Below are 26,653 nucleotides of genomic sequence, written 5' to 3' on the forward strand. Positions count from 1 at the left end.
ATGACGACATCCTCGCGCAGCCCGGCACCCCTGGCCTTCATCACCGGCGCATCCAGCGGCATAGGCCAAGCCCTGGCCTGGCATGCCTACCAGCAAGGCTGGTCGCTGGCACTGGTTGCACGGCGTGGCGACGTGATGGCGCAATGGGCTGCGCAGCAGGGCCTGGAGGCGTCGCGCTTCGCCATCTACGAGGCCGATGTGGCCGTGCCCGACAGCATCATCGCTGCCGCCCGGCGCTGTGAGCAGCAGCAGGGCCTGCCCGATGTCGTGATAGCCAATGCCGGCGTCAGCTGGGGTGTGGACACCTCGATGCGCGAGGATATCGACACCATGCAGCAGGTGCTGGCCGTCAACACCATGGGCGTGGCGGCCAGTTTCCATCCCTTTATCGCGCCCATGGTGCGGCGTGGCAGCGGGCAGTTGGTCGGTATCGCCAGTGTGGCCGGGCTGCGCGGCCTGCCGGGACATGGTGCTTATTGCGCCAGCAAGGCTGCAGTCATTGCCTATTGCGAAAGCCTTCGCGGTGAATTGCGCAGTAGTGGCGTAAAAGTCACTACATTGCTTCCTGGTTATGTAGATACACCCCTCACACGCGGTAACCGCTATGGCATGCCATTCCTATTGCAGCCCCATGAGTTTGCTGCAAGGGCCTGGCGTTCCATTGATGCCGGGCGCAGCCTGGCCATCATCCCCTGGCAAATGGCGTGGGTTGGCCGTTTGATGAAAATTCTGCCAAACCCCTTGTTTGATCGGCTGCTTGTAGGACGAAAGCGCAAACATCGTCATTCGAAAAATCCCTGAAGTTCGTCGTGCTCAGGGAATATGTTCATGCATAAACTTGCAACCGCAAAAAAGGCTCCCTGAAGGAGCCTTTTCTTGTTTGGGAGAACATGGAGACCGGGGTCTCATTCTCCGTTGTTATTGTTGTTTCCCCATCCGCCGCCACGGCCGCCATTGCGGGGGCCGGAGCCATAGGGGCTGCGGAAACCACCATCGCCACGGCCGCCGTAGCCGCCGCCTCCACCGCCGTCACCACGGCCATAGCCACCGCCGCCGCCATCGCTGCGCCCGTAGCCTCCGCCATCACCGCGGCCACCGCCACCGTAGCCACCGCCGCCGCCATCACCACGGCCATAGCCGCCACCACCGCCGCCGCCACCAAAGCCGCCCGAGCGCGGGGGACGAGGCTCCATGGGGCGCGCTTCGTTCACCACGAGGCTGCGCCCGCCCAATGGCTGGCCATTCATGCCTTGAACGGCTGCCTGTGCCTCGGCATCGCTGCCCATTTCGACAAACCCGAATCCCTTGGAGCGGCCTGTGTCGCGTTCCATCATGACCCGGGCGCTGGTGACAGCGCCGAACTGGCTGAATGCCTGCTCCAAGTCGTTGTCACGCACACCATAGGGAAGGTTGCCGACGTAAAGCTTATTGCCCATCAAAAACTCCTCAACTCCTCAATGCTCACTGGTTTGCGCTCGGCTTCAGGACGCACAGACATCAGGTTCTTTGTATACAAGAGCCTGTCCAACCTTCCTAAACACATAGCGTTCGAACGGGTCTGCCCGAAACCAAATTATGAAGCACAAAAATCAAAAAGATAAATGCTCGAAAACACAAGCTGATAACGTTTGGCAACAAAAAAGGGGCCCGAAGGCCCCATTTTTTTGCTAACGCAAGCTCTAAGCGAGTGCTTAGTAGCTGTTGCGACGGCCGCCGCCACCGCCGTAGCCGCCGTCACGGTTGCCGCCGCCGAAGCCGCCGCCACCGCCGCCGCCACCACCAAAGCCGCCGCCGAAGCCGCCGCTACGGGGAGCGCGGGGCTCCATCGGACGGGCTTCGTTGACCACCAGGTCACGGCCGCCGCGGTTTTGGCCGTGCAGGCCTTGGATAGCAGCTTGTGCTTCGGCATCGCTGCCCATTTCGACGAAGCCGAAACCCTTGGAACGGCCGGTGTCGCGCTCCATCATCACTTTGGCGCTGTTGACGGCGCCGAATTCGCTGAAGGCTTGCTCCAGATCGCTGTCACGGAAGGTGTACGGCAGGTTGCCGACGTAAAGCTTGTTGCCCATGGAGGACTCCTGAAAAAACTGGAAAACGCGATGGAGCCCTAGGGAGTCAACACGGGATGACAACGTTAGAGACGCAAACGCACTCGCCCTCATTGAGCCGAAGCCCGAACGAAAGCCTGCCCATTATGTGGCAGAAGTTTTCGCACGTTATTACTGTTTCGCAAAAATTCGTCGTGCCCGCCACAGAATGCCCCTGGGAGTAACCCTGAAATTGCGGCAGCGCATAAGCAAGTGCCGTGGCGGCAGTGGTGGTCGGCATGCGGATCGGGGGGCTGCTATGATCGCCGCCTCAGTCTTTGGGGAGTAGATCGTTCGGCTCAGTAGCCGGATGCATGCGTCAACAAACTTGGGCCTTCGCTGGCCTATGGCGTATGCGGCGCGCAGTGCAATGCTGCGTGTGACCGATCGAGACCATTGACCGCGCACCGATCCAAAGGCCGGAGTCGGGGCGTGGTCAATGCGTGCTCTATCCGGCCGGATAAATCCCCACACCATGGAAGCCTTCCTGATTTCAACCTCCGTCGTCGCACTTGCCGAGATGGGGGACAAGACCCAGCTGCTGTCGCTGGTGCTCGCCGCGCGTTTTCGCAAACCCTGGCCCATCGTTGCGGGCATTTTCGTAGCCACGCTGGTCAACCATGCGCTGGCCGGTGCCGTAGGTGCCTGGATCACCAGTTACCTGGGCGAGAACGCCATGCGCTGGATCCTGGGCCTGTCCTTCATCGCCATGGCGATCTGGATGCTGATCCCCGACAAGCTCGACGAGGACGAGGTCTCCGGGCATTCGCGCTGGGGCGTCTTCGGCACCACGCTGGTGGCCTTCTTCCTGGCCGAGATGGGCGATAAGACGCAGATCGCCACCGTGATGCTGGCGGCCAAGTACAACGCCTACCTGTGGGTGGTGGCCGGCACCACGCTGGGCATGATGCTGGCCAACGCGCCTGTGGTGTGGCTGGGCGACAAGCTGGTCAAGCGCGTGCCCATACGCCTGGTGCATGTGGTCTCGGCCGTGATCTTCCTGGTGCTGGGCGTGCTGGCCCTGTTCCTTCCGGGGACGGGCGTTTTGGCATAATGAGTCTTCATGCGCCGATTTGCTTCTGCTTGCGGGCGCTTTATAAATCCTGCTAAAGACGACACCAGAGAACCCGGCCTCGTTTTTAGCGATGCCGGGTTTTTTCATGTCCTTCATCGCCACACCACAAACCATGCACTTCGACGAGCCCCTGCCGCTGCAGGGCGGCGGCTCGATCCGGGACTACGACCTCGCCTACGAGACCTACGGGCAGCTCAATGCCGATCGCAGCAACGCGGTGCTGGTCTGCCATGCGCTCAATGCCTCCCACCATGTGGCAGGCGTCTACGAAGGCCAGGCCAAGAGCGAGGGCTGGTGGGACAACATGATCGGCCCGGGCAAGCCCGTGGATACGAACCGGTTCTTCGTGATCGGCGTGAACAACCTGGGCTCGTGCTTCGGCTCGACCGGCCCCATGCACGCGCATCCCGACACCGGCAAGATCTATGGCGCCGACTTTCCCGTGGTCACGGTGGAGGACTGGGTGGACGCCCAGGCCCGACTGCTGGACCGGCTGGGCATTGACCAGCTGGCCGCCGTGCTGGGCGGCAGCCTGGGCGGCATGCAGGCGCTGTCGTGGTCGCTGCGCCACCCTGACCGCATGCGCCACGCCGTGGTCGTGGCCAGCGCGCCCAACCTCAATGCCGAGAACATCGCCTTCAACGAGGTGGCGCGCCGCGCCATCGTCACCGACCCGGATTTCCATGGCGGGCATTTCTACGAGCACGGCGTGGTGCCGGCGCGGGGACTGCGCATCGCCCGCATGATCGGCCACATCACCTACCTCAGCGACGATGTGATGAACCAGAAGTTCGGCCGCCAGCTGAGGGAGGGGCTTGACCTGAAGTACAGCACGCAGGACGTGGAGTTCCAGATCGAGAGCTACCTGCGCTACCAGGGCGAGAAGTTCAGCAGCTACTTCGACGCCAACACCTATCTGCTGATCACGCGTGCGCTCGATTATTTCGACCCGGCGCGCGCGCATGGCGGCGACCTGACCCGGGCGCTGTCCGTGGCCAAGGCCGGCTTCCTGCTGGTGAGCTTCACCACCGACTGGCGCTTTGCCCCCGCGCGCAGCCGCGAGTTGGTCAAGTCGCTGCTGGAGAACAACCGCGACGTCAGCTACGCCGAGATCGACGCGCCCCACGGCCATGACGCCTTCCTGCTCGACGACCCCCGCTACATGAAGGTGATGCGCTCCTACTTTGACAACATCGCCCAGGAAACCACGACAGCCGCCAAGGAGGCCGCATGACCGAGCTGAACACCATGCAGGCGATTGCGCGCCTGATCCCCAAGGGCTCGCGCGTGCTTGACCTGGGCTGCGGCGATGGCGCCCTGCTGTCGCACCTGCAGCGCGAGCGCGGCTGCACCGGCTACGGCGTGGAGCTGGACGACGCCAATGTGCTGGCCTGCGTGCGCCGGGGCGTGAACGTGCTGCAGCTGAACCTGGAGGACGGCCTGGCCATCTTCCAGGACAACAGCTTCGACGTGGTGCTGCAGATCGACACGCTGCAGCATCTGCGCAATGCCGAGACCATGCTGCAGGAGACGGCGCGCATAGGCCGCGCGGGCATCGTCGCCTTCCCCAACTTCGCGCACTGGCCCAACCGCCTGTCCGTGCTGCGCGGGCGCATGCCGGTGACGCGGCGCCTGCCCTACCAGTGGTATGACACGCCCAATATCCGCGTGGGCACCTACAAGGACTTCGAGGTGCTGGCCACCCGGAACCGGCTGCGCATCCTGGACTCCTTCGGCCTGCAGGATGGCCGCAGCGTGCGCACCCTGCCCAATCTCATGGCAGGCACGGCCGTCTTCCATTTCGAGCACGCCTGAGCGGCGGTCCGGTCCATGCCCGTGTCATGGGTGGCGCGCACAATCGACGGATTGCGAACCCGAAAGGCAGACATGAACCGCTTCCCACGCCGCCGCGCGCTGGCCCTGGCCGGCGCGGCCGCCGGCCTGCTGCTGGCAGGCTGCGCCACGCCGCAGGCCGCCAATTCCCCATCGCAGGCCGCGGACTGGCCTCCCCGGCCCGCGCTGATCGCGCACCGCGGCGCATCGGCGCTGCGGCCAGAGCACACGCTGGAGGCCTACCGGGAGGCCATACGCGCGGGCGCCGACTTCATCGAGCCCGACCTGGTCATCACGCGTGATGGCGTGCTGGTGGCGCGGCATGAGAACGCCATCGCCATCCTCGCGGCCGACGGCAGCCTCAAGGAGGCCACGACCAATGTGGCCGACCGCCCCGAGTTCGCGGCGCGCAAGACCACCAAAACCATCGACGGGCAGGCGATCACGGGCTGGTTCGTGGAGGATTTCACGCTGGCCGAGCTGAAGACGCTGCGTGCGCGTGAACGCATCCCGGCGATCCGCCCGGCGAATGTGCAGTTCAATGACCGTTTCGAGGTGCCCACGCTGCAGGAGGTCATCGACCTGGCCCGAGCCGAGAGCGTACGCACGAACCGCACCATAGGCATCTATCCCGAGACCAAGCACCCGAGCTACTTCCAGTCCATCGGCCTGCCGCTGGAGCCCGTGCTGCTGAAGCTGCTTGCGGACAACGGCTGGAACCATGCACAGGCGCCAGTCTTCGTGCAGTCCTTCGAGGTCGAGAACCTGCGCTGGATCCGTGCGCGCAGCAGCCTGCGCCTGGTGCAATTGCTGGCGCCCAAGGGCAAGCCCTATGACAGCGTGGCGCGCGGCACGGGCCCCGGCTATGCTGACATGGTCACGCCCGCAGGCCTGGCCGAGATTGCGCGCTATGCCAACGGCATCGGGCCGAGCAAGAGCATGGTGATCCCCGTGGTGCAGGGCGCCAATGCGGCGCCCACGGCACTGGTGGCCGATGCCCACCGTGCGGGGCTGCTGGTCCATCCCTGGACGCTGCGGCCCGAGAACGCCTTCCTGCCCCTGAGCCTGAAATCGCCGCCCGCACAGGACGGCACCCGGCGCGGCAATGCGCGCGCCGACATGGACGATTTCCTGCGCACCGGCATCGACGGCATCTTCACCGACGATCCGTCGGTGGGGCGCGCGGCCATCGATGACCTGGTCAAACCGAAGCCTTAAGACGGCGCGCCGCCGCGCGCCGGCCTGCTGCCTGCGCCTGCTCCAGCCACTGCTGCACACGGGCGGCCTCGGCGCCGAGCACGGGGCCGAAGCTGTGTATGCGCACGGGCCGGATGCCGCTGAATTCCAGGATGGCGCGGCGCATCTGGTGGTGGCCCGGCATGTGCGCCACCCAGCGGTAGTACCAGGGCGGTGAATCCATGCTCACCAGCAGGTCGGCCGTGCGGCCGGCCAGCAGCCGGTCCCACAGCACCGAGCCCTTGCGGTACTTGAACGCGAAGCCCGGCAGAAAGATGCGATCGATGAAGCCCTTGAGCAAGGCCGGCAGGCCGCCCCACCAGGTGGGATAGGCCCATGCCAGGTGGCTGGCCCAGAGGATGTCGGCCTGGGCCCGCTGCAGGTCAGGCTCCAGGGGCTGGTCCTGGCGGTAGCCGGCATGCAGCAGCGGGTTGAAGTCCAGTTCGCCCAGGCGCAGCAGGCGTACCTCGGCGCCGCTGTCGCGTGCGCCCTGTGCGTAGGCGTTGGCCAGGCCTGCGCACAGGCTGCTGGCCGACGGGTGGCCGAGGATGATCAGGATGCGCTGGGGATGCGTATCGGCAGGAGGGCGGGAGGTGCTTGGAGACATGGCACCCATGTTCGCCTTGCCCCTTGGGGCAGGGTCAAGCCCCGTGCTCAGGCCCCGGGCTCAGGCCAATGCGGGTTCGCAGGCGCCCTGGGTACCTGCCGTCTCCAGGCTGCATTCGAGCAGTTCGCGCTCCAGCGCCGCCAACTGGGACTGCTGTGCCTGGAGGCGCCGGATGTCCGCCTGAACCTGGCTGCTGCGCTCGCGCAGCAGCCGGGCCAGGGCTTCCCAGCTTGCGGCCTCATGGATGCGGTGCAGGCCGTGCAGCTCGTCCAGCCGAAAGCCCAGTCCCAGCGCCTGGCGGATGCGCTGCACAAGCACCAGGTCCTGCTCGCCATAGATGCGGTAGCTGCCTGCCCGTGCCACGGCGCCGAGCAGGCCCCGTGATTCATACAGCCGGACGGCCTTGGGCGAGCAGCCGGCGCGTCGGGCGAGTTCTCCGATATACATGGCGCGATCGTAGTCGTTGGCGGCGGGGTGTCCGGGGTCCGTGCCGCCTTGGCGCACAATGACCGGATCGCGGCGCTGGCTTCGCTCGAACGGTGCGCCGACCCATGACACGAGGACCCGCCATGAACGCACGCACCCCTTCGCAGCTGCTGCAGCCCGCAGCCGCGCTTGACCAGATCAGCCGCTCCTGGGACGAGCGCATCGTCCCGGCGCTGACCGAGTACATCGCCATTCCCGCCAAGTCGCCCATGTTCGCGCCCGACTGGGAGCAGCAGGGCCACCTGGAGACCGTGCTGCGCAATGCGGCCGACTGGGTGCTGGCGCAGAAGGTGGCAGGCCTCACGCTGGAGATCGTGCGCCAGCCGGGCCGCACGCCGGTGCTGTTCTTCGAGGTGGAGGGCACGCAGGACAAGGCGGCCTCCAGCCCCACGGTGCTGATGTACGGCCATCTGGACAAGCAGCCCGAGTTCGACGGCTGGCGCAGCGACCTGGGCCCGTGGACGCCCAAGTACGAGAACGGCAAGCTCTATGGCCGCGGCGGCGCCGACGACGGCTATGCGGTCTACGCCAGCATCGCGGCCGTGCAGGAGCTCAAGCGCCAGGGCGTGCCGCACCCGCGCATCCTGGGCCTGATCGAGACCTGCGAGGAAAGCGGCTCGCGCGACCTGTTGCCCTATGTCGATGCCCTGCGTCCGCGCCTGGGCGATGTGGGCTTGGTGATCTGCCTGGACAGTGGTGCCGGCAACTACGACCAGCTGTGGCTGACCACCAGCCTGCGCGGCATGGCCAGCGGCACGCTGAAGGTGGAAATCCTCACCGAGGGCGTGCATTCGGGCGATGCCTCGGGCGTCGTGCCGTCGTCCTTCCGCATCCTGCGCCAGGTGCTGGACCGGCTGGAGGACAGCAAGACCGGGCGCCTGCTGCCTGCCAGCTTCCACTGCGAGGTGCCGGCCGAGCGCATGGCGCAGATGCGCGACACGGCGGCCATCCTGGGCGAGGAGACCTATGCCCGCTTCCCCTGGGCGCACTACGACTGCGGCGGCTCCACGCTGTTCGCCCTGCCCACCACCACCGACCCGGTCCAGGCCCTGGTCAAGCGCACCTGGGAGCCCACGTTGAGCGTGACCGGTGCCGAGGGCCTGCCCGCGCTGCAGGATGCCGGCAACGTGCTGCGTCCCTATACCGCCTTCAAGCTCAGCCTGCGCCTGCCGCCCCTGGTCGATGCCGCCGCCTGCGTGCAGGAAATGAAGGCGCTGCTGGAGGACAACGCGCCCTACCAGGCCCGTGTGACCTGGCAGGGCCTGTCGGGCGCCAGCGGCTGGAATGCGCCGGCCATGGACGGCTGGTTCGAGGACGCTCTCAACGCGGCAAGCCAGGCGCATTTCGGCGCCTCCTGCGGCTACATCGGCCAGGGCGGCACGATTCCGCTGATGAACATGCTCAGCCAGGGCTTTCCCAAGGCCCAGATGATGGTCTGCGGCGTTCTCGGACCCAAGAGTAATGCCCACGGTCCCAATGAATTCCTGCATGTGCCCTATGCCAAGAAGCTCACGGCCGCCGTGGCCCAGGTGATCGCCGCCATGGCCGGGGCGCAGGCAGCCGCCGAGGCGGGCGCTGCTGGCGTGGCGTGATGGCAGCGCCGGCCCCCGCACCCGCACCCGTTCCCGCACCTGCCTCGCAAGGCCAGGTCACGCGCCTTGCGTCCAGCGACGGCGCCGAGCTGTCACTGCGCGACTGGCCCGTGGACGGGGGCCAGGCGCGCGCCACCGTGCTGCTGGTGCACGGCCTGGGCGAGCACATCGGCCGCTATGAGGCGCTGGCCCGGCGCCTCAATGCCTGGGGCTATGCGGTGCGCGGCTACGACCAATACGGCCATGGGCGCTCGGCAGGGCCGCGCGGCGGCTTGACGGCCGATGGCCGGCTGCTGGATGACCTTGCGGCCGTGGTCGATGCCACGCGTGCCCAGCAGCCCGCTGGCCAGCCGCTGGTGCTGCTGGGCCACAGCCTGGGCGGCCTGGTGGCTGCGCTGTTCGTGGCGCGTGCCATCCGGCCTGTCGATGCGCTGGTGCTGTCTTCGCCGGCCCTCGACGTGGGCCTGTCGCCCATCCAGAAACTGCTCGTGGGCACGCTGCCGCGCCTGGTGCCCGACCTGCGCGTGTCCAACGGCCTGCAGATTCCCTATCTCTCGCATGACGCGGCGGTCTGCGATGCCTACCGTGCCGATCCGCTTTGCCATGACCGCATCTGCGCGCGGCTGGCGCGGTTTCTGGCACAGTGCGGCCCGCAGGTGCTGGCCCGCGCGGGGCAGTGGAGCGTGCCCAGCCTATTGCTGTGGGCGGGGGACGACAGGCTGGTGGCGCCGGCCGGCAGCCAGGCCTTTTCCGACCGCGCGCCGCCAGCCGTGGTACAGGCGCAGCGCTTTGACGGCGCCTACCACGAGCTGTTCAACGAGCGCGATGACTTCGCCGCGCCCGTGTTCGCGCGGCTGCGCGACTGGCTGGGCCGCTTCAGGCCAGCGTGAGCGCCGCCAGCGCGGCCAGGGGCGCGGTTTCCGCGCGCAGCACGCGTGGCCCCAGCGTGACGGGCACAAAGCCCTGGGCGCGGGCCAGGGCCTCCTCGGCGGGCGACAGGCCGCCCTCGGGGCCGGAGAGAAAGACCACGGGTGCATCCTCGGCCGTGGCATCCAGGATCTCACCCAGCGGCCGCGTGCCCTCGCCCAGCGACAGCAGCAGGCGCAGCGTGCCGGGCGGCAGCTGTTTCGCACCGCCCTCCAGCCAGTCCTCCAGGTCTGCAGGGGTGTGCAGCGGGGGAACGCGGTTGCGCGTGCACTGCTCGCAGGCCGATACGGCCACGGCCTGCCAGTGGGCGAGTTTTTTCTCGGCGCGCTCGCCCTTGAGCTTGAGCACGCTGCGCTCGGCCACCAGCGGGGTGATGCTGGCGGCGCCCAGCTCGGCCGCCTTCTCCACCAGCCAGTCCATGCGTTCGTTGGCCGTGATGCCGGCCAGCAGGTGCACGGGGCGCAGGGGCTCGCGTTCCACGGCGTGGTGCGCGCCTATGCGCACGGCCACGTCGCTGCGGCCCATGCGCAGCACGGTGGCCTCGAACTCGCCGCCGCTGAAGCCTTCGCCGGCGCGGCCTTCGAAGAGGGTGATGCCGTCGCCGGGCTGCAGGCGCAGCACCTGCACATGGCGCGCCGCGCCGGGCGGCAGGTCGATGTCGGCGCCGCTGCGCAGCGCAATGGGGCAGTGAAAGCGTGGCATGGCGTATCCGTTCTCAGACGCGCCCGTAGGCCCAGCCGACCTGGGGCTGGATGTTTTCGATCTGGTCCACCAGGCGCAGCAGCGGCGTCAGCTCGCGGTAGCGGCTGCAGATGGAGCGGATGTAGTGGATGAAGCGCGGCGCGTCGGCCAGGTAGCGGGGCTTGCCGTCGCGCAGCGTCAGCCGCGCGAAGATGCCGGCCACCTTGAGGTGGCGCTGCAGGCCCATCCACTCCACGCCCCGGTAGAACTCACCGAAATCGTCGCCCCAGCCGCTTTGGCTGCGCGCGCCGACCAATCCCGACTTGCGCGCCTTCTCCCAGTAACGCACGGTAATGTCGATGACAAAGTCCTCTTCCCAGCTGATGAAGGCATCGCGCAGCAGGCTGGCGATGTCATAGGTCACCGGGCCATAGACCGCATCCTGGAAGTCCAGCACGCCCAGCGGGCCGCTGGCGGTCACGGGCTGCATGAGATTGCGCGTCATGAAGTCGCGGTGCACGAAGACGCTGGGTGCCGCCAGGTTGTGGGCCACGATCTGGTCGAAGGCCTTGGCCAGCGTGGCCTGCTGCCTGTCGTCGAGCACGGTCTCGCGGTAGCGCGCGATGTACCAGTCCGGGAACAGCTGCAGCTCGCGGCGCAGCAGCGCGTCGTCATACGCGGGAAGCACGTCGGGGCGCGAGGCGGTCTGCCAGGCCAGCAGCACCTCCAGCGCCGAGCGGTACCAGGCTTCCGCGTCCTGGGGCTTTTCCGGGTCCAGCGCCTCGATGACGGTGTGGCCGCCCAGGTCGGACAGCAGCATGAAGCCGTGCGCCGCATCCCAGTCCAGGATCTGCGGCACGGCCAGCCCGGCCGAGGCCATCAGCGCCTGCACCTTGGCGAAGGGCGCGCAATCTTCCTTGTCCGGCGGGGCATCCATGACGATGAGGCTGGCGTCCGCGCTGGTGTCCAGGCGCAGATAGCGGCGAAAGCTGGCATCGGCCGAGGCAGGGCGCAGGGTTTCGGGGCGCAGCGCGTGGCGGGCGGACAGCGGGGCCAGCCAGGCGTCGAAGGCGGCGTGGCGGGCGGGGTCGGCCCAGACAACGCCGGCCGTGGGGGTGTTTGGATGGCTCATGGATAATCGCGATTCTACAAACCGCCACCCCGGCGAATGCCCGGCGGTGATGCTAGGCTTGCGCCTTTGTCCACCCGCCGCTGTTGACCACCGTGTACCTCCGACCGCCGCTCCCCGATCCGCTGGCTGCCCGCGCGCCCGCGCGCCCCGCTGTACGCCCGCTGGCCTGGCTTGTGGCTCTCGCATGGGCCGGTGGCTCCACGATGGCCCAGGCCCAGCCCGCTGCAGCCGACGAAGGCCGGCTGCAGCAAGTCCGCCCGCTGCGTCCCAGCACGCTGATGCAGGAAACCTATCCCGAGGCAGTGCGCTCCCAGCAGCCCGTCTATGTGCGCGGTGACGCGCTCAGCGGCCAGCCGGACATCAACTCGGTGGTCGAGGGCAATGCCGAACTGCGCCGTGGCGACACCATGATCCGCGCCGACCGGCTCGAGTACCAGGTGCCCGACGACCGCGTCAATGCCTCGGGCGCGGTGCACATCAACCAGGCCGGCAATGTCTACGAGGGCACGCAGCTGGACCTGGAGGTCGATGCCTTCAAGGGCTTTTTCGACAACGCCGGATATCGCTTCCTGGCCAATGGCGCCTACGGCAAATCCTCGCGCGTGGACTTCATCGACCGCGACCATGCCGTGGTCCACGATGCCACCTACACCACCTGCCAGCGCGACGACGAGGCCAGCTGGGAGCCGGCCTGGATGCTGCGCGCCCGGACCCTGCACATCGATATGGCCGAGGAAGTGGGCGTGGCCGAGGGCGCGGCCCTGCAGTTCAAGGGCGTGACCGTGCTGCCCGTGCCGCGCATGAGCTTTCCGCTGTCGGACAAGCGCAAGTCGGGCCTGCTGCCTCCCACCATGGGCCTGGACAAGCTCAGCGGCATCGAATACACGCAGCCCTACTACTGGAACCTTGCGCCCAACCGCGACATGACCCTGTATCCCTCGGTCATGAGCAAGCGCGGCGTCAACCTGGGCGCCCAGTTCCGCTACCTGGAGCCGACCTATTCGGGCGAGGCCTATGCGGCCTACATGCCCGGCGACCGCCAGCGTGACCGGGACCGCTGGGCCTACTCGCTGCAGCACCGGGGCGTCATCGACTCGCCCATCGGTGGCCTGGGGTTGAACATGAACCTCAACCGCGTCAGCGACGACAACTACTGGCGTGACTTCCCGCTGGCCGCGAAATCGCTGCGCGAGCGCCTGCTGCCCAACGATGTGAACCTGTCCTGGGCACGTGGCGACAATGTGCTGACCCTGCGCACCCTGTACTGGCAGACCATGCAGGATGCATCGGCGCCCATTGCCCCGCCCTACGGCATGAAGCCGCAGCTGCAATGGCGCTACACGCCGCTGGACCTGCCGCACGGCCTGGACTTCAGCTTTGTGGCCGACACCACGCGCTTCGAGATCGACAAGCCCCTGGCCGGCATGACCTACAACAACGGCCAGCGCAGCTACATGCTGGCCCAGGTGAGCCGCCCCTTCCTGTCGCCGGGCGCCTTCATCACGCCCAGGATCCAGTTGCACACCAGCAACTACCAGGTGGACAGCCTGATGAGCAACGGCAGCCGCAATGCCTCGCGCACGCTGCCCACGGTCAGCGTGGACAGCGGGCTGGTGTTCGAGCGCGACACCACGCTGTTCGGCCGCCAGCTGCTGCAGACCTTCGAGCCGCGCGCCTTCTACACCTACACGCCCTACCGCGACCAGAGCTTTCTGCCGCTGTATGACACGGCGCGCAACGACTTCAACTTCGCGAGCATCTACTCCGAGAACGACTACAACGGCCAGGACCGCATTGCCGACAACCACCTGCTGACCCTGGGCGCGACCACGCGCCTGATCGACGGGGCCACGGGTGCGGAAAAGGCGCGCTTCGGCATTGCGCAGCGCGTGCGTTTCTCCGACCAGAAGGTCATCCTGCCCGGCGAGGTGCCGGCCACCAGCCGCCTGTCCGACGTGCTGCTGGGTGCGGCCATCAACTGGACCGATGCCTGGTCTACCGAAGGCACGACCCAGTACAACCGCGACCTCAACCGCTCGGTGCGTACCACCTTTGGTGCGCGCTACAGCCCCAGCTCCTACCGCACGGTGAACGTGGCCTACCGTACCCAGTACGACACCGTGGCGCGTACCGACGCCAGCAAGCTGGTCGATGTGGGCTGGCAATGGCCCATCAACGACCTGTGGGGCGACAAGGGGCGCGACCTGGGCGCTGGCCGTGGCCAGGGCGGCGGGCGCTGGTACACGGTGGGCCGGCTGAACTACAGCCTGAAGGACCGCAAGCTCGTCGATACCGTGGTCGGGCTGGAGTACGACGGCTGCTGCTGGATTGGCCGCGTGGTGCTGGAGCGCCTGCAAAGCTCCATCACCCAGTCCAACACCCGGCTGCTGTTCCAGATCGAGTTCGTCGGCTTCTCGCGGCTGAGCCTGGGTGCAGACCCGCAGCGCAGCCTCAAGCAGAATGTGCCGCGCTACCAGTACCTGCGCGAGTCCGTGACGCCTCCCAGCCGCTTCACCAACTACGATTAGAGCCAACGCTCCAAACACGCTTTTTGCAAGGCATCTCTCCCATGCGTTTTCTTTCCCAGACCCATTGCTGCGCAGCTGCCGCTGTGGCGCTGGCCTTGCTGGCCACCACAGCCCAGGCGCAAGGCCTGCGTGTTCCGGGCCAGTCCAGGGCGCCCCAGGCTGGCGATGCCTCCGTCTCGCGTGCGCTGGACGCCACCAACCTGCCCTCGTCGCGCGATCGCGGCGCCAAGGCAGGCGTGCGCTCGGCCGACTACATCGTCGCCGTGGTCAACTCCGAGCCGGTGACCAACAACGAAGTGCGTGCCCGCATGGCGCGCGTGGCGCAGAACATTGCCGAGCAGGGCGGCCAGATGCCGCCCGAGGCGCTGCTGGCCCGCGAGGTGCTGGAGCGCCTGATCGTCGAAAAGGCCCAGCTGCAGGAAGCCAAGGACACGGGCCTGCGCGTGGATGACTACGCCGTGGACCAGGCGCTGACCAATGTGGCGCGGCAAAACGGCCTGGACAAGGCGGGCCTGCAGTCCCGCCTGCGGGCCGAAGGCGTGAACGAAAAGCAGTTCCGCGAAGAGCTGCGCCGCCAGATCACGCTGCAACGTCTGCGCGAGCGCGATGTGGACGGCCGCGTGCGCGTCACCGATGCCGACATCGATCGCTACCTGGCTGAGCAGCGCAGCGGCGGTGCCGACAAGGCACCGGCCGCCGTGAACCTGGGCCACATCCTGATTTCCGTGCCCGAGAACGCCAGCCCCGCCGAAGTGGCCGAGCGCGAGGCCCGCGCCAAGCAGGCCGCCGAGGCCGCCCGCACGCAAGGCGACTTCCTGGCCGTGGTCAAGGAGTTCTCCGATGTGCCCGACGGCCAGGGCGGCGGCGCCATGGGCATGCGCCCGCTGGACCGCTATCCCGAGCTGTTCACCAAGGCCGTGGGCCAGACGGCGCAGGGCGGCATCGTCGGCCCCTTCCGTTCGGGCGCGGGCTTTCACGTGCTCAAGGTGCTGGAGAAGTCGCAGGCTGGCATGCCGTCCGTGGTCACGCAAAACCATGCGCGCCACATCCTGCTGCGCATTGGCGACCAGATGACCGAGGCCGATGCCGCCAAGCGCCTGGCCGACTACAAGCGCCGCGTGGACAGCGGCCAGGCCAGCTTCGAATCGCTGGCCCGCGAGTTCTCGCAGGACGGCAGCGCGCGCAACGGCGGCGACCTGGGCTGGGCCTCGCCCGGCCAGTTCGTGCCCGAGTTCGAGCAGGTGCTCAATGCGCTGCAGCCCGGCCAGGTCAGCGACCCGCTGGTCTCGCGCTTCGGTGTGCACCTGATCCAGCTCATCGAGCGCCGCCAGGCTGCGCTGACGCCGCGCGAGCAGCGCGACATGGTGCGCAACGTGGTGCGCGAGCGCAAGCTCGAAACCGACTACCAGACCTGGCTTCAGGAACTGCGTGGCCGCGCCTATGTCGAGTACCGCGAGCCTCCGCAATAAGACACCCCCCGAGCAGCTGCGGCTGCGGCAGTCCACAATGGAAGGCGGTGCCATGGCGCACCGCCTTGCTTTTTCTATGAAACACATTCCTCGCAAACGCTTCGGCCAGAACTTCCTGACCGATGACGGCATCATCGACGGCATCGTGAGCGCCATCGACCCCCGGCCGGGCCAGTCCATGGTCGAGATCGGGCCGGGCCTGATGGCCCTGACCCAGCCCCTGGTCGAACGCCTGGGCCGGCTCACCGTGATCGAGCTGGACCGCGACCTGGCCGTGCGCCTGCGCCTGCACGAGCAGCTCGACGTGGTCGAGTCCGACGTGCTCAAGGTGGACTTCCGTGCCATTGCCGCGCGCCTGGGCGTGCCCAAGCTGCGCATTGCGGGCAACCTGCCCTACAACATCTCCAGCCCCATCCTCTTTCACCTGCTCGAGCAGGTGGACGTGGTCGAGGACCAGCATTTCATGCTGCAAAAGGAGGTCATCGACCGCATGGTGGCGTCGCCCTCCACAGCCGCCTATGGGCGGCTGACGGTCATGCTGCAGTGGCGCTATGCGATGGAGAGCGTGCTGTACGTGCCGCCCGAGAGCTTCAATCCGCCGCCCAAGGTGGACAGCGCCGTCGTGCGCATGGTCCCGCGCGAGGCGCCGGCGGCCCTGGACGCGAAGCTGCTGGAGGAGATGGTGCAGGTGGCCTTCAGCCAGCGGCGCAAGATCCTGCGCAACACGCTGGGGCGCTGGCTTGAAGCCAAGGGCTTTGACGGGGAATTCGACCTGCAGCGCCGCGCCGAGGAAGTGCCGGTGTCCGAATACGAAGCACTCGCCGCCCGGTTCACGCGCGCCTAGGCACGGCGCCCAGCGACTGCAGCGCCGACAGAGCCCACAGCGCCCGATTGGGCGCTGTGGGCTCTGGGCAATCAATGTCCTGCGCTTACAGGAACGAGTAGAAGCAGCGGAACGGAATCTTGCGCTCGGCCCAGTACTCGGCCGCGTCGCGGAAGCTGTCCAGCAGTTGCTCGCGCACTTCCTTGTCGAACTTGGGCGTGGTCGGGATCTGGTCGAGCACGAGCACAAAGCCCGGCTGCGGGCCGGCCTTGTGGATGGGGTCGGTCAGGCAGTCGTAGAGCGCGTCGAAGTTCTTGCCGAAATGCGCGGGGAAGAAGAACTGCGTGGCCAGCAGTTCCAGGATGTCGGCCTTGGTCTGCGCATGGGCCAGGTTGGCATACAGAAAATGGCACCCCAGCGTCTCGGCCGCCTGTTGCAGATCCTCCACCCTGTAGGCGCGGATCGACTGCACGATGTTGGCGCGCACGTTCCGCAAAGGGGTGTCGGGGATCTTACGAAGTGGTGCATCCATCTCCGTGGCTCTTTCTCTAACGTGGATGTGGCCTGCGGGGACGGGCTCATGGCCTTCGGCATCCCTGGGCTGTGGATGAAATGCAGACCCCTGCCAGCGCACTGCGTCGGACACGGAGGGTCGAACTGGCTGTAGAGACTGGGTCGAGGTCATTCGATGATCTTGCGAAAGCTGCTGTAGTGGTCGCTGGTGTAGTAGCAGGCATCGGGCTGCTGGGGCTCTCCGCCGCAGACGATGCGGCGGGCCCCACGGTCACGCGAACCGGGCGTGCGCACCGTGTACTCACGGTAATAGCCGCGCGACTGGCGCGGCAGGATGCGCTCGCGGTTGCCGAACACTGTGCCGTCCTTGTCGTGGGCAAAAGGCCCGCCGCGCAGGATCAGCGTATACGTGGAACGGCCTTCGCGCGGCAACTCGGACAGGGTGACGGTGGCCACGGCCGCTGTCGTCTCCACGCTCTCGGGCGCCGAGCGGCGCGCATCAGCGAGCGAGGGCGACAGCACAAAGGCGGCCCCGACGATGAGCGCTAGACCGGACTGGTACGCCTTGGCGGCGGCTGCCTTCAGCATCAACTACACCTTTCAGAAATCCAGGGAAGCCCTGAAATCTCGACCCGCTAGTGTGACGGAACACCCCTCAAAATGCAAGTTCTGCCCAAAAAACAGGCAGCTTGACCAAGGAAATGTCTGGGGATTGAACAGTGAGAAGGCAACTCTGCGCCTGAGTTGCCTTCTATTCAATGCAAATGCCGCCCGTTGCCTCAAAAACGCGCGCGGCCAAAACGAGGGACACCGAGCAAGGGCCGCCCCGCAGCGAGGGTGTCGTCCCCCTCCCGCGAAGCGAGAGAGGGGGAAGCGGCGAAGCCGCTCAGGGGGTGCTTAACGATTAGCGTTAGCGTCCGCCACCGTCAGCGCCGTCATGTTGACGATGCGGCGCACCGTCGTGCTCGGCGTGAGGATGTGCACGGGACGGGCGGCGCCCAGCAGCACGGGGCCGATGGCAATGCCGCCGCCGGCGGCCTGCTTGAGCAGGTTGTAGCTGATGTTGGCCGCGTCGATGTTGGGCATGACCAGCAGGTTGGCGTTGCCCAGCAGCGTGCTGTTGGGCATGAGCTGGGCGCGGGCCTTGCCGTCCAGGGCCACGTCGCCGTGCATCTCGCCGTCCACTTCCAGCCACGGGGCCTGCTCGCGCAGCAGCTCCAGGGTCTGGCGCATCTTGACGGCGCTGGGCTGGTTGCTGGAGCCGTAGTTGGAGTGCGACAGCAGGGCGGCCTTGGGCTTGACGCCGAAACGCATCATTTCCTCGGCGGCCATGATGGTGATCTCGGCCAGCTGCTCGGCCGTGGGGTCGTAGTTGACGTGGGTGTCCACCAGGAAGACCTGGCGGTCGGGCAGCAGCAGGCCGTTCATGCAGGCATAGGTCTGCACGCCGGCGCGGCGGCCGATCACCTGGTCCACATACTGCAGGTGGTGCGATGTCTGGCCCCAGGTGCCGGTGATCAGGCCATCGACTTCGCCCTTGTGCAGCAGCATGGAGCCGATCAGGGTCAGGCGGCGGCGCATCTCGATCCGGGCGATGGGCACGGTGATGCCCTTGCGCTCGGTCATGCGGTGGTAGGTCTGCCAGAAGTCGCGGTAGCGCTCGTCGTGCTCAACGTTGACCACGTCGTAGTCCGTGCCTTCCTTCAGGCGCAGGCCGAATTTCTCGATGCGCTGGGCAATGATGGCCGGGCGGCCGATCAGCGTGGGGCGCGCAATGCGCTCGTCCACCACGATCTGCGTGGCGCGCAGGATGCGCTCTTCCTCGCCCTCGGCGTAGGCCACGCGCTTCTTGGCGGCCTTCTTGGCCGCGGCGAACAGCGGCTTCATCATCGTGCCCGAGGCGTAGACGAAGGTCTGCAGGTGGGCGCGGTAGGCATCCATGTCCTGGATCGGGCGCTGGGCCACGCCGCACTCGGCGGCGGCCTGTGCCACGGCCGATGCGATCTTCATCATCAGGCGCGGATCGAAGGGCTTGGGGATCAGGTACTCAGGGCCGAAAGTCAGTTGCTCGCCCACGTAGGCGGCCGCCACTTCCTCGCTTTGCTCGGCCTGGGCCAGTTCGGCGATGGCGTGGACGGTGGCGATTTCCATCTCGGTGGTGATGGTGGTCGCGCCGCAGTCCAGGGCACCGCGGAAGATGTACGGGAAGCACAGGACGTTGTTGACCTGGTTGGGGTAGTCCGAGCGGCCCGTGGCGATGATGGCGTCGCTGCGCACGGCCTTCACGTCTTCGGGAATGATCTCGGGGTTGGGGTTGGCCAGCGCGAAGATCACCGGACGCGCGGCCATCTTGACCACCATGTCCTGCTTGAGCACGCCGCCGGCCGACAGGCCCAGGAAGACGTCGGCGCCTTCAATGACCTGGCCCAGCGTGCGCAGCTCGGTGGCGCGCGCGAACTGGGCCTTGTCCTCGTCCATCAGCTCGGTGCGGCCCTCGTAGACCACGCCGGCCAGGTCGGTGACGAACACGTTCTCGCGGCGCAGGCCGACCTTGAGCAGCAGGTTCAGGCAGGCTAGGGCAGCGGCGCCCGCGCCCGAGGCCACGAGACGGACCTCCTCGATCTTCTTGCCGGCCACCTTGAGCGCGTTGACCATGGCTGCTGCCACGGTGATGGCCGTGCCGTGCTGGTCATCGTGGAAGACGGGGATCTTCAGGCGGCGGCGCAGCTCGCGCTCCACGAAGAAGCACTCGGGTGCCTTGATGTCTTCCAGGTTGATGGCGCCGAAGGTGGGCTCCAGCGCGGCGATCACATCGACCAGCTTTTGCGGGTCCTTCTCGTTGATCTCGATGTCGAAGACGTCCACGCCCGCGAACTTCTTGAACAGGACGGCCTTGCCTTCCATCACCGGCTTGGAGGCCAGGGCGCCGATGTCGCCCAGTCCCAGCACGGCGGTGCCGTTGGAGATCACGGCCACCAGGTTGCCGCGCGCCGTGTACTTGAAGGCGGCGGCCGGGTCCTTGACGATCTCTTCGCAGGGCGCTGCCACGCCGGGCGAGTAGGCCAGGGCCAGGTCATGCTGGTTGGCCATGGGCTTGGTCGGCACGATGGTCAACTTGCCGGGCTTGGGAAACTCGTGGTATTCGAGTGCGGCACGGCGCAGCTGGGCACGTTTATCGGAAGGGGTCGGGGCCGTGTTGTCGGACATCAAGCGTCTCCAGCGAAGGCATGGCCAACGCACGCGCGGATCAGCCCGCGTGCCGTCGGCCGAGGTAGGGGGGAACCGATTGTAGGCCGACAGGCAATAGCCGGGCCCTGCTGTGAAACTGTTGTGATGCCTGGTTGCCCAATGCCCCGCAGCGGCGGCGGTCTTTGCTTGCGCGCCGCCGCAAAGCCGGGCAATCACCTGGCATCCATCAGATGGCGTCCAGCGGAAACACCGGGCGGCTGACCCGGGCGAACGGAAAGCGCGAATAGTCCGAGGTGGTCACGCCGGGGCTGTCGCACTCGACCAGGCCGGCGGACAGCGGCACGAAGACGGGTCGGCAGTACATGCGCGACTTGAGCAGCACGAAGCGAAAGCGCGTCGGGTCCATGCCCACGCAGTGGAACACGCCCAGGTCCCAGGGCTCGTGCGTCTGCTCGGTGATCACGATCTGCGCTGCGCCCGTGTCCAGGCAGACCGTGCGGCCCATGTGGCAGCGCTGGCCCGTGTAGATGGGGCCGCTGACCGTGTATGCGCCGTCGCTGACGGCGCGCACCGTGCCGCGCAGCCGCATCGGCTGCTTGTGCAGGCCGATGCGTTCCAGCGAGACCTTGTTGCCCAGCGCGATCTCCACCTCGGCGCCTTCGCCGGCCGCCGTGAGCGAGGCCACGGCTTCGGGGTCGCACAGCGGGCCCACGGCAATGCCTGACAGGCCCAGCTCCAGCGCGGTCTGCAGCACGTCCATGGTGTCGCAGGTGCCGCCGGACATGCAGTTGTCGCCATGGTCGAGCAGCAGCACGGGGCGGTCGGCGCCTTCGGCCAGGGCCTGGGCGCGGCGCAGCGAATCGGCCAGCGGCTCGCTGCGGTAGATGAAGTCGGCCCGGCGCTGCCAGATCCGGGCGGCCAGCGCGTCCACGCTCGCCTGGGTGGCCGCGCGCTCATCGGTCCTGCAGGTGGCGACCACGCTCACGCAGGGCGCGGCGATGTCGGCCAGCGAGAAGCCGCCGAACACCGAGACCGCCGGCAGGCCCTCCGCTTCCAGGGCGCGCGCTGCGTTCACGGCGTCCAGCATGGGGCCGTCCAGCGTGGTGCTGCGCAGCGTGTGGCTCATCAGGGGCAGGCGGTGCCAGCACACGGCGTAGCGCGCGCGGCCGGCCAGCATGTCCAGCAGCAGCCGGCCCGCGTGCTCGCCGGTCTCGTACATGTCGATGTGCGGGTAGGTCTTGAAGCCCACCATCACGTCGGCATTTCCCACCATTTTTTCGGTGATGTTGCCGTGCAGGTCCAGCGCCACGCCAACGGGCACGCCGGGTGCGGCGGCGCGCACGCGTTCGAGCAGGTCGCCTTCGCCGTCGGCGCTGTTCTCGGCCACCATGGCGCCGTGCAGGTCCAGCAAGATGGCATCGCAGCCCGGCGCGGCCGCCACGATGCGGCGCGTGAGTTCGTCGTAGGCGGCCGCATGCACGGGGCCGCTGGGATTGGATGTGGCCGATACCGGCGTGACCAGGGTGGCGCCCGCCGCCTCGGCCAGGTCGATGAAGGCGGCCATGGCCGTGCGCATGCCCTTGTTGGCCGAATAGGCGGCCTCGCCATAGGTGGGCGCAAAGGCCTCGATGGGCGTGGGCACGGGCGAGAAGGTATTGGTCTCGTGGTTGAGCCGGGCAATCAGGATCTTCATGCCGGCACCCCGCCGTCCGCTGCCTGCACCACGCCCGCGGCCGCCAGCATGGCGCGCAGCAGCACGTTGCAGCCGGCCTCCAGGTGGGCGGGCTCGGCGTCCTCGATCTCGTTGTGGCTGATGCCGTCGGCGCAGGGCACGAAGATCATGGCGGCAGGCGCCACGCGCGCCAGGTAGACGGCATCGTGGCCCGCGCCGCTGACCACGTCCATGGCGCTGTAGCCCAGGTCGGCGGCATTGGTGCGCACGGCCTCCACCAGGTGTGGCGTGAAGGGCTGGGGCGGGAAGTAGACGACCTGCTCCACGCCAATGGTCACGCCACGTGCGGCGGCAATGCGCTCGCAGGCCGCGCGCAGTGCGGCATCCATGTCCAGCAACTGGCCGTCGTCCGGCGCGCGCAGGTCCACGCTGAGCTTGACGCCGCCCGGGATCACGTTGCGCGAGTTGGGAAACACCTCCAGCGATCCCACGGTGCCGCGCGCATGCGGCAGGCGGTCCAGGGCGATGCGGTTGACCTCGGCCACGATACAGCTGGCGGCCAGCAGGGCGTCGTGGCGCAGCTCCATGGGCGTGGGGCCGGCATGGGCCTCCATGCCCTGCACGCTGACGTCGTACCAGCGCTGGCCCAGCGCGGCGCTGACCACGCCGATCACGCGTTCATGGTTTTCCAGCACCGGGCCCTGCTCGATATGGGCTTCGAAATACGCGCCCACCGCAGGCGCCGGGCCGGCCGGACCGGCATAGCCGATGGCGCGCAGCGCCTCGTCCACGCTCACGCCCTGGGCATCGCGCTGGGCCAGCGCATGCTCCAGCGTGAAGGCATTGACGAACACGCCCGAGCCCATCATCACGGGCACGAAGCGCGAGCCTTCCTCGTTGGTCCACACGGCCACTTCCACCGGGGCACGCGTGCGCACGCCGCCATCGTTGAGCGTGCGCAGCACCTCCAGCCCGGCCAGCACGCCGTAGTTGCCGTCGAACTTGCCGCCTGTGGGCTGGGTGTCGATGTGGCTGCCCGTCATCACGGGCGGCAGCGCATCATCCAGGCCCGCGCGCCGCGCGAAGATGTTGCCGATGGCATCGACGCGGATGCTGCAGCCGGCCTCGCGCGCCCACTGCACGAAGAGATCGCGCCCCTGGCGGTCCAGGTCCGTCAGCGCCAGGCGGCACACGCCGCCCTTGGGTGTGGCGCCTATGCGCGCCAGGTCCATCAGCGATTGCCACAGGCGGGCGCCGTCGGTGCGCAGCCCGGCCGCAACGGCGGTGGCTGCAAAAGGGGTACTGAGATCCATGAATGACTCCTGGGAATGCGAAAGGCGGTGGATCAGGCGATCCCTACACCGAGATATCGGTCCTTGATGGCGTCATCGGCCAGGAAAGCGGCATTGCCTGCCTCGTGCGCAATCGCACCCTGTTCGATGATGTAGTGGCGGTCGGCCAGCTGGGTGCAGACCTCCAGGTTCTGCTCCACCAGCAAGATCGCCACGCCAGCGGCCTTGATGGTCTTGAGCTGGGCCACGATCTCCTCCACGATCACGGGCGCCAGGCCCTCGACGGGCTCGTCCAGCATGAGCAGGCGCGGCGCGTTCATCAGGGCGCGGCCTATGGCCAGCATCTGCTGCTCGCCGCCCGACAGCTGGCCGCCGCCGTTGCCGCGCCGCTCCTTGAGGCGCGGGAAGATGCGGTAGATGTCGGCCAGTTGCCAGGGCGAGCGTTTGCGCTGGCCCAGCAGCAGGTTCTCCTCCACCGTGAGCAGCTTGAAGATGCCGCGGTGCTCTGGCACCAGGCAGATGCCGCGCTGGGCCACCTGGTGCGTGGCCAGCCGGTGCACGGGCTCGCCGCCGAAGCGGATCTGCCCCTGCGAGGGCTGCATCACCCCCGCGATGGACTTGAGCGTGGTGGTCTTGCCCGCGCCGTTGCGGCCCAGCAGCGTGACCAGTTCGCCGTCCTGCACCTGCAGCGACACGCCCTGCAGCACATGGCTCTTGCCGTAGTGGGCGTGTATGCCCTCGACCGAAAGCAGGGGACCGCTCATGCCTTTCCTCCCGTGATCATGTTGCCCAGATAGGCGCTGCGCACGCGCTCGTCGGCGCGGATCTCGTGGGGCAGTCCTTCGGCCAGCACGCGGCCTTGCTGCATGACGGTGATGGTGTCGGAGATGTCCATGACGATGTTCATGTTGTGCTCGATGAGGACCACGGTGTGCTCGTCCCTGAGGCCCTGGATCAGGCGCTTCATCTCGTCCAGGTCGTCGATGCCCATGCCCGAGGTCGGCTCGTCCAGGAAGATGGCCTTGGGCCGTGCGGCCAGGGCCATGCCCACCTCCAGCCGCCGCTGCTGGCCATGCGAGAGGTTGCCGGCCGGCGTGTCCGCATGGCGCTCCAGGCCCAGGCGCGAGAGCACGCTGGCCACGGTATCGGCCAGGGCGCGAGCACCCACGGGCGCGTTCCAGCAGTCCAGGGCCCTGGCGGGGGCCACGCCCTGGGCGGCCAGGCGCAGGTTCTCGCGCACGGGCAGGGTCAGGAACAGGCTGGTGACCTGAAAGGACCGTGCCATGCCACGGCGCACGCGGCGGTGGTCGGGCTCGCGCGTCACGTCGTGGCCGTCGAAGACGATGCGCCCGCCGCTCACGCTCTTGGTGCCCGTGAGCATGTGGAACAGCGTGGTCTTGCCCGCGCCGTTGGGGCCGATCACCGAGTGCACGGTGTGGGCGCGGACCTTGAGGTCCACGCCGCCCAGGGCGACGAACTTGTCATAGCGCTTCTCGACGCCCACGGCCTCGAGCAGGATGGGAGATGCTGCGGCGCTCATGCCTGGCCTCCTTTGGTTTCTGCAGCGGCCGCCTCGGCATCCGCCGGCCCTTTGCGGCGCACCAGGGCCCACAGGCTCTCGCCCAGGCCCCACAGGCCGCGCTGCAGGCCCAGGCTCACGATCATCAGCACCACGCCCAGCAGCAGCAGCCAGCGCGGCCACAAGGTGGACAGCCAGTCGCCCAGCAGCACATAGAAGGCCGCGCCCAGCACCGAGGCCAGCAGGTTGCCCGTGCCGCCGATCACGGTCATCACCAGGATCATTTCGCTGGTGTGGTACTCGGCGTTGGACAGCGGGGCGATGCCCGTCATCATGGCGTGCAGCGCGCCGGCCAGGCCCGTGACCGCGCCCGAGATCACGAAGGCCTGCAGCTTCAGCAGCCTCAGGTCGTAGCCCACGGCGGCGGCGCGCTCCTCGTTGTCGCGCACGGCCAGCAGGGTGCGGCCGAACATGGAGTCGCAGACGCGGCGCAGCAGCCAGAACACCACCAGAAAGAGCACGGCCACAAAGCCGTAGTACTGCCAGGGCGTGGCCAGCGGCCACAGCGTCTGGCCGGCCACCGCGAGGGCGGGGCGGGGCACATCGAGCAGGCCGTTGTCGCCGCCGGTGATGCCCGTGGCCGAGTAGGCCAGAAAATAGAACATCTGCGCAAAGGCCAGGGTCAGCATCACGAAGTAGGTGCCACGCTGGCGTATGGCCACCCAGCCGACGATGGCCGCGCCCACGGCCCCCATGGCCGTGGCGGCCAGCAGGGCCAGCGGCATGGGCAGGGGCCAGCGCGTCAGCAGCAGGGCGATGGTGTAGCTGCCCAGGCCGAAGAAGATGCCCTGCCCGAAGGACAGCAGCCCCGTGTAGCCCAGCAGCAGATTGCAGCCCATGGCCGCGAGGCCGAAGATCAGCACCTCGCTGGCCAGCGAGCCCGACTGCATGCACAGCGGCATGGCGACCACGATGGCCAGCGCGAGAAGGAGATGGGAATGCCTGGTCATGGTCTTCATCCTTTGCGGCCCAGCAGGCCATGGGGTCGCAGCAGCAGCACCGCGGCCATGGCCACGTAGATCATCAGGCGCGCGCCCTCGGGCCACAGCGTGCTCATCACGCTTTGCACGATGCCGATCAGCAGGCCGCCGACCAGGGCGCCGCCGAAGCTGCCCAGCCCGCCCACGACCACGATCACGAAGGCCACGCCCAGCGCCTCCACGCCCATGAAGGGCTCGGCGCCGCGTATGGGCGCAGCCAGCACGCCGGCCAGCGCCGCCGTGGCCGCGCCCAGCGCGAACACCAGGCTGAAGATGCGCAGCACGTTCACGCCCAGCAGGGACACCATCTCGGTCGATTCGCTGCCCGCGCGCACCGCGCTGCCCAGCCGCGTGCCCTCCAGCAGCCACCACAGCAGCACGGCCAGCACGGCGGTGAAGCCGATCACGAACAGCCGGTACTTGGGATAGACGAAGCTGCCCCACATCACCACGCCCTGCAGCAGATCGGGCACGGCCACGCTGTCGCCCAGCGGGCCCCATTGCACGATCACCAGCTCCTGCACCACCAGGGCCAGGCCCACGGTGACGATGATGTGGAACTCATGCGCCTTGGCATACACATGGCGCAGCATGAGCTTTTCCACCAGCCAGCCCAGCGCGCCCACGGCCAGCGGCACCACGACCAGGGACAGCCAGAAGCTCATGCCCCAGCGCGTCATCTGGTAGCAGAAATAGGCGCCCAGCAGGTAGAAGGCACCGTGCGCGAAATTCACGAAACGCAGCAGGCCGAAAACGATGGACAGGCCCACGGCCAACAGGAAATACAGCATGCCTATGCCGATCCCGTTGATGGTCTGAAGCAGATAGATGCTCATACAGGGTCCGAAACGATGGACGAAGAAAGCGAAGTGCCCGGTGGCTCTGAAGCACGCCGGTCATGGTGCTGTGCCTTTGAACTGGCATGGCCCAACCCAGGGACACCAAGCAAGGG

General features: G+C 67.6%; 25 protein-coding genes. 10 read left to right on the forward strand and 15 right to left on the reverse strand.

Annotated elements, in window-relative coordinates; genetic code table 11:
* Nucleotides 1-801 carry an SDR family oxidoreductase gene (locus tag DA1_RS07355; protein ID WP_013804805.1) on the forward strand — a complete coding sequence of 267 codons (801 nt, stop codon included), beginning with the start codon at nt 1-3 and terminating at the stop codon, nt 799-801.
* Nucleotides 802-905: 104 nt separating this feature from the next.
* Here the strand turns inward: DA1_RS07355 and rbp (DA1_RS07360) are convergent, their stop codons facing one another.
* Together rbp (DA1_RS07360) and rbp (DA1_RS07365) are read right to left on the reverse strand one after the other, a co-directional pair.
* Entirely contained in the window at nt 906-1,436 is a 531-nt protein-coding gene (rbp, locus tag DA1_RS07360; protein WP_062794109.1) for an RNA-binding regulator, read from the reverse strand.
* Nucleotides 1,437-1,691: 255 nt separating this feature from the next.
* On the reverse strand, nt 1,692-2,069 hold the full coding sequence (rbp, locus tag DA1_RS07365; RefSeq protein ID WP_034397483.1) for an RNA-binding regulator: 378 nt from the start codon (nt 2,067-2,069) through the stop codon (nt 1,692-1,694).
* A gap of 493 nt (nt 2,070-2,562) precedes the next feature.
* On the opposite strand from rbp (DA1_RS07365), the gene DA1_RS07370 reads away from it, so the two are divergent.
* From DA1_RS07370 to DA1_RS07385, 4 genes are all read left to right on the forward strand, one after another.
* Nucleotides 2,563-3,141 carry a TMEM165/GDT1 family protein gene (locus tag DA1_RS07370; RefSeq protein ID WP_034397481.1) on the forward strand — a complete coding sequence of 193 codons (579 nt, stop codon included), beginning with the start codon at nt 2,563-2,565 and terminating at the stop codon, nt 3,139-3,141.
* Nucleotides 3,142-3,247: 106 nt separating this feature from the next.
* Nucleotides 3,248-4,396: a homoserine O-succinyltransferase MetX gene (gene metX, locus DA1_RS07375; protein WP_034399023.1), complete on the forward strand. Its 1,149-nt coding sequence runs from the start codon at nt 3,248-3,250 to the stop codon at nt 4,394-4,396.
* Nucleotides 4,393-4,977, forward strand: coding sequence for a methionine biosynthesis protein MetW (gene metW, locus DA1_RS07380; protein WP_012207840.1), 585 nt, complete (start codon nt 4,393-4,395; stop codon nt 4,975-4,977). Before metX ends, metW begins: the two co-directional genes overlap by 4 nt.
* 72 nt (nt 4,978-5,049) lie before the next feature.
* Nucleotides 5,050-6,213 carry a glycerophosphodiester phosphodiesterase gene (locus DA1_RS07385; protein ID WP_034397478.1) on the forward strand — a complete coding sequence of 388 codons (1,164 nt, stop codon included), beginning with the start codon at nt 5,050-5,052 and terminating at the stop codon, nt 6,211-6,213.
* Here the strand turns inward: DA1_RS07385 and DA1_RS07390 are convergent.
* Nucleotides 6,197-6,847, reverse strand: coding sequence for an NAD(P)H-dependent oxidoreductase (locus tag DA1_RS07390; protein WP_034397476.1), 651 nt, complete (start codon nt 6,845-6,847; stop codon nt 6,197-6,199). The two genes, DA1_RS07385 and DA1_RS07390, sit on opposite strands and share 17 nt — an antisense overlap.
* A 51-nt stretch (nt 6,848-6,898) precedes the next feature.
* Nucleotides 6,899-7,285, reverse strand: a complete 387-nt coding sequence (locus DA1_RS07395) for a MerR family transcriptional regulator (protein ID WP_034399022.1) — start codon at nt 7,283-7,285, stop codon at nt 6,899-6,901.
* Nucleotides 7,286-7,407: 122 nt separating this feature from the next.
* Here DA1_RS07395 and DA1_RS07400 point away from each other — a divergent pair, with 122 nt between their 5' ends.
* Together DA1_RS07400 and DA1_RS07405 are read left to right on the forward strand one after the other, a co-directional pair.
* The gene (locus DA1_RS07400) at nt 7,408-8,916 is read left to right on the forward strand and encodes a M20 family metallopeptidase (protein ID WP_013804799.1); all 1,509 of its coding nucleotides are present in this window, start codon (nt 7,408-7,410) and stop codon (nt 8,914-8,916) included.
* Complete coding sequence (locus DA1_RS07405) at nt 8,916-9,806, forward strand: alpha/beta hydrolase (protein ID WP_034397474.1); 891 nt, start codon at nt 8,916-8,918, stop codon at nt 9,804-9,806. The genes DA1_RS07400 and DA1_RS07405 overlap by 1 nt, the downstream gene beginning before the upstream one ends.
* Here the strand turns inward: DA1_RS07405 and DA1_RS07410 are convergent.
* Nucleotides 9,793-10,545: a 16S rRNA (uracil(1498)-N(3))-methyltransferase gene (locus DA1_RS07410; RefSeq protein WP_013804797.1), complete on the reverse strand. Its 753-nt coding sequence runs from the start codon at nt 10,543-10,545 to the stop codon at nt 9,793-9,795. The genes DA1_RS07405 and DA1_RS07410 overlap by 14 nt on opposite strands.
* A 13-nt stretch (nt 10,546-10,558) precedes the next feature.
* Nucleotides 10,559-11,656, reverse strand: a complete 1,098-nt coding sequence (locus tag DA1_RS07415) for an aminoglycoside phosphotransferase family protein (protein WP_034397472.1) — start codon at nt 11,654-11,656, stop codon at nt 10,559-10,561.
* Between the two features lie 92 nt (nt 11,657-11,748).
* Between DA1_RS07415 and DA1_RS07420 the strand changes: the two genes are divergently transcribed.
* The 3 genes from DA1_RS07420 (at nt 11,749) to rsmA (ending at nt 16,497) form a co-directional block, all read left to right on the forward strand.
* Nucleotides 11,749-14,184 carry an LPS-assembly protein LptD gene (locus DA1_RS07420; RefSeq protein ID WP_155294332.1) on the forward strand — a complete coding sequence of 812 codons (2,436 nt, stop codon included), beginning with the start codon at nt 11,749-11,751 and terminating at the stop codon, nt 14,182-14,184.
* 41 nt (nt 14,185-14,225) lie between these two features.
* Nucleotides 14,226-15,653, forward strand: coding sequence for a peptidylprolyl isomerase (locus DA1_RS07425; RefSeq protein ID WP_013804794.1), 1,428 nt, complete (start codon nt 14,226-14,228; stop codon nt 15,651-15,653).
* Between the two features lie 76 nt (nt 15,654-15,729).
* Complete coding sequence (gene rsmA, locus DA1_RS07430) at nt 15,730-16,497, forward strand: 16S rRNA (adenine(1518)-N(6)/adenine(1519)-N(6))-dimethyltransferase RsmA (RefSeq protein WP_034397468.1); 768 nt, start codon at nt 15,730-15,732, stop codon at nt 16,495-16,497.
* Between the two features lie 85 nt (nt 16,498-16,582).
* Here the strand turns inward: rsmA and DA1_RS07435 are convergent, their stop codons facing one another.
* The 9 genes from DA1_RS07435 to DA1_RS07475 all read right to left on the reverse strand — a co-directional run bounded on the left by DA1_RS07435 (nt 16,583) and on the right by DA1_RS07475 (nt 26,537).
* Nucleotides 16,583-17,008, reverse strand: a complete 426-nt coding sequence (locus tag DA1_RS07435) for a barstar family protein (RefSeq protein WP_013804792.1) — start codon at nt 17,006-17,008, stop codon at nt 16,583-16,585.
* Between the two features lie 149 nt (nt 17,009-17,157).
* Nucleotides 17,158-17,577 carry a guanyl-specific ribonuclease gene (locus tag DA1_RS07440; protein WP_034397466.1) on the reverse strand — a complete coding sequence of 140 codons (420 nt, stop codon included), beginning with the start codon at nt 17,575-17,577 and terminating at the stop codon, nt 17,158-17,160.
* 309 nt (nt 17,578-17,886) lie between these two features.
* Nucleotides 17,887-20,196 carry an NADP-dependent malic enzyme gene (locus DA1_RS07445; protein WP_012207827.1) on the reverse strand — a complete coding sequence of 770 codons (2,310 nt, stop codon included), beginning with the start codon at nt 20,194-20,196 and terminating at the stop codon, nt 17,887-17,889.
* A 208-nt stretch (nt 20,197-20,404) separates the two neighbouring features.
* Nucleotides 20,405-21,871: a M81 family metallopeptidase gene (locus DA1_RS07450; RefSeq protein ID WP_034397463.1), complete on the reverse strand. Its 1,467-nt coding sequence runs from the start codon at nt 21,869-21,871 to the stop codon at nt 20,405-20,407.
* Nucleotides 21,868-23,163, reverse strand: a complete 1,296-nt coding sequence (locus tag DA1_RS07455) for a Zn-dependent hydrolase (protein ID WP_034397461.1) — start codon at nt 23,161-23,163, stop codon at nt 21,868-21,870. The genes DA1_RS07450 and DA1_RS07455 overlap by 4 nt, the downstream gene beginning before the upstream one ends.
* A gap of 32 nt (nt 23,164-23,195) precedes the next feature.
* Nucleotides 23,196-23,906 (reverse strand): ABC transporter ATP-binding protein, encoded by a 711-nt coding sequence (locus DA1_RS07460; RefSeq protein WP_013804788.1) that lies wholly within the window; start codon nt 23,904-23,906, stop codon nt 23,196-23,198.
* On the reverse strand, nt 23,903-24,682 hold the full coding sequence (locus tag DA1_RS07465; RefSeq protein ID WP_012207823.1) for an ABC transporter ATP-binding protein: 780 nt from the start codon (nt 24,680-24,682) through the stop codon (nt 23,903-23,905). The genes DA1_RS07460 and DA1_RS07465 overlap by 4 nt, the downstream gene beginning before the upstream one ends.
* The gene (locus tag DA1_RS07470; RefSeq protein WP_174549372.1) at nt 24,679-25,671 is read right to left on the reverse strand and encodes a branched-chain amino acid ABC transporter permease; all 993 of its coding nucleotides are present in this window, start codon (nt 25,669-25,671) and stop codon (nt 24,679-24,681) included. Before DA1_RS07470 ends, DA1_RS07465 begins: the two co-directional genes overlap by 4 nt.
* 5 nt (nt 25,672-25,676) lie before the next feature.
* Complete coding sequence (locus DA1_RS07475; RefSeq protein WP_012207821.1) at nt 25,677-26,537, reverse strand: branched-chain amino acid ABC transporter permease; 861 nt, start codon at nt 26,535-26,537, stop codon at nt 25,677-25,679.
* Between the last annotated feature and the right edge of the window lie 116 nt (nt 26,538-26,653).

This window comes from Delftia acidovorans NBRC 14950, from assembly GCF_001598795.1.
GTDB classification, from domain to species: domain Bacteria; phylum Pseudomonadota; class Gammaproteobacteria; order Burkholderiales; family Burkholderiaceae_C; genus Comamonas; species Comamonas acidovorans.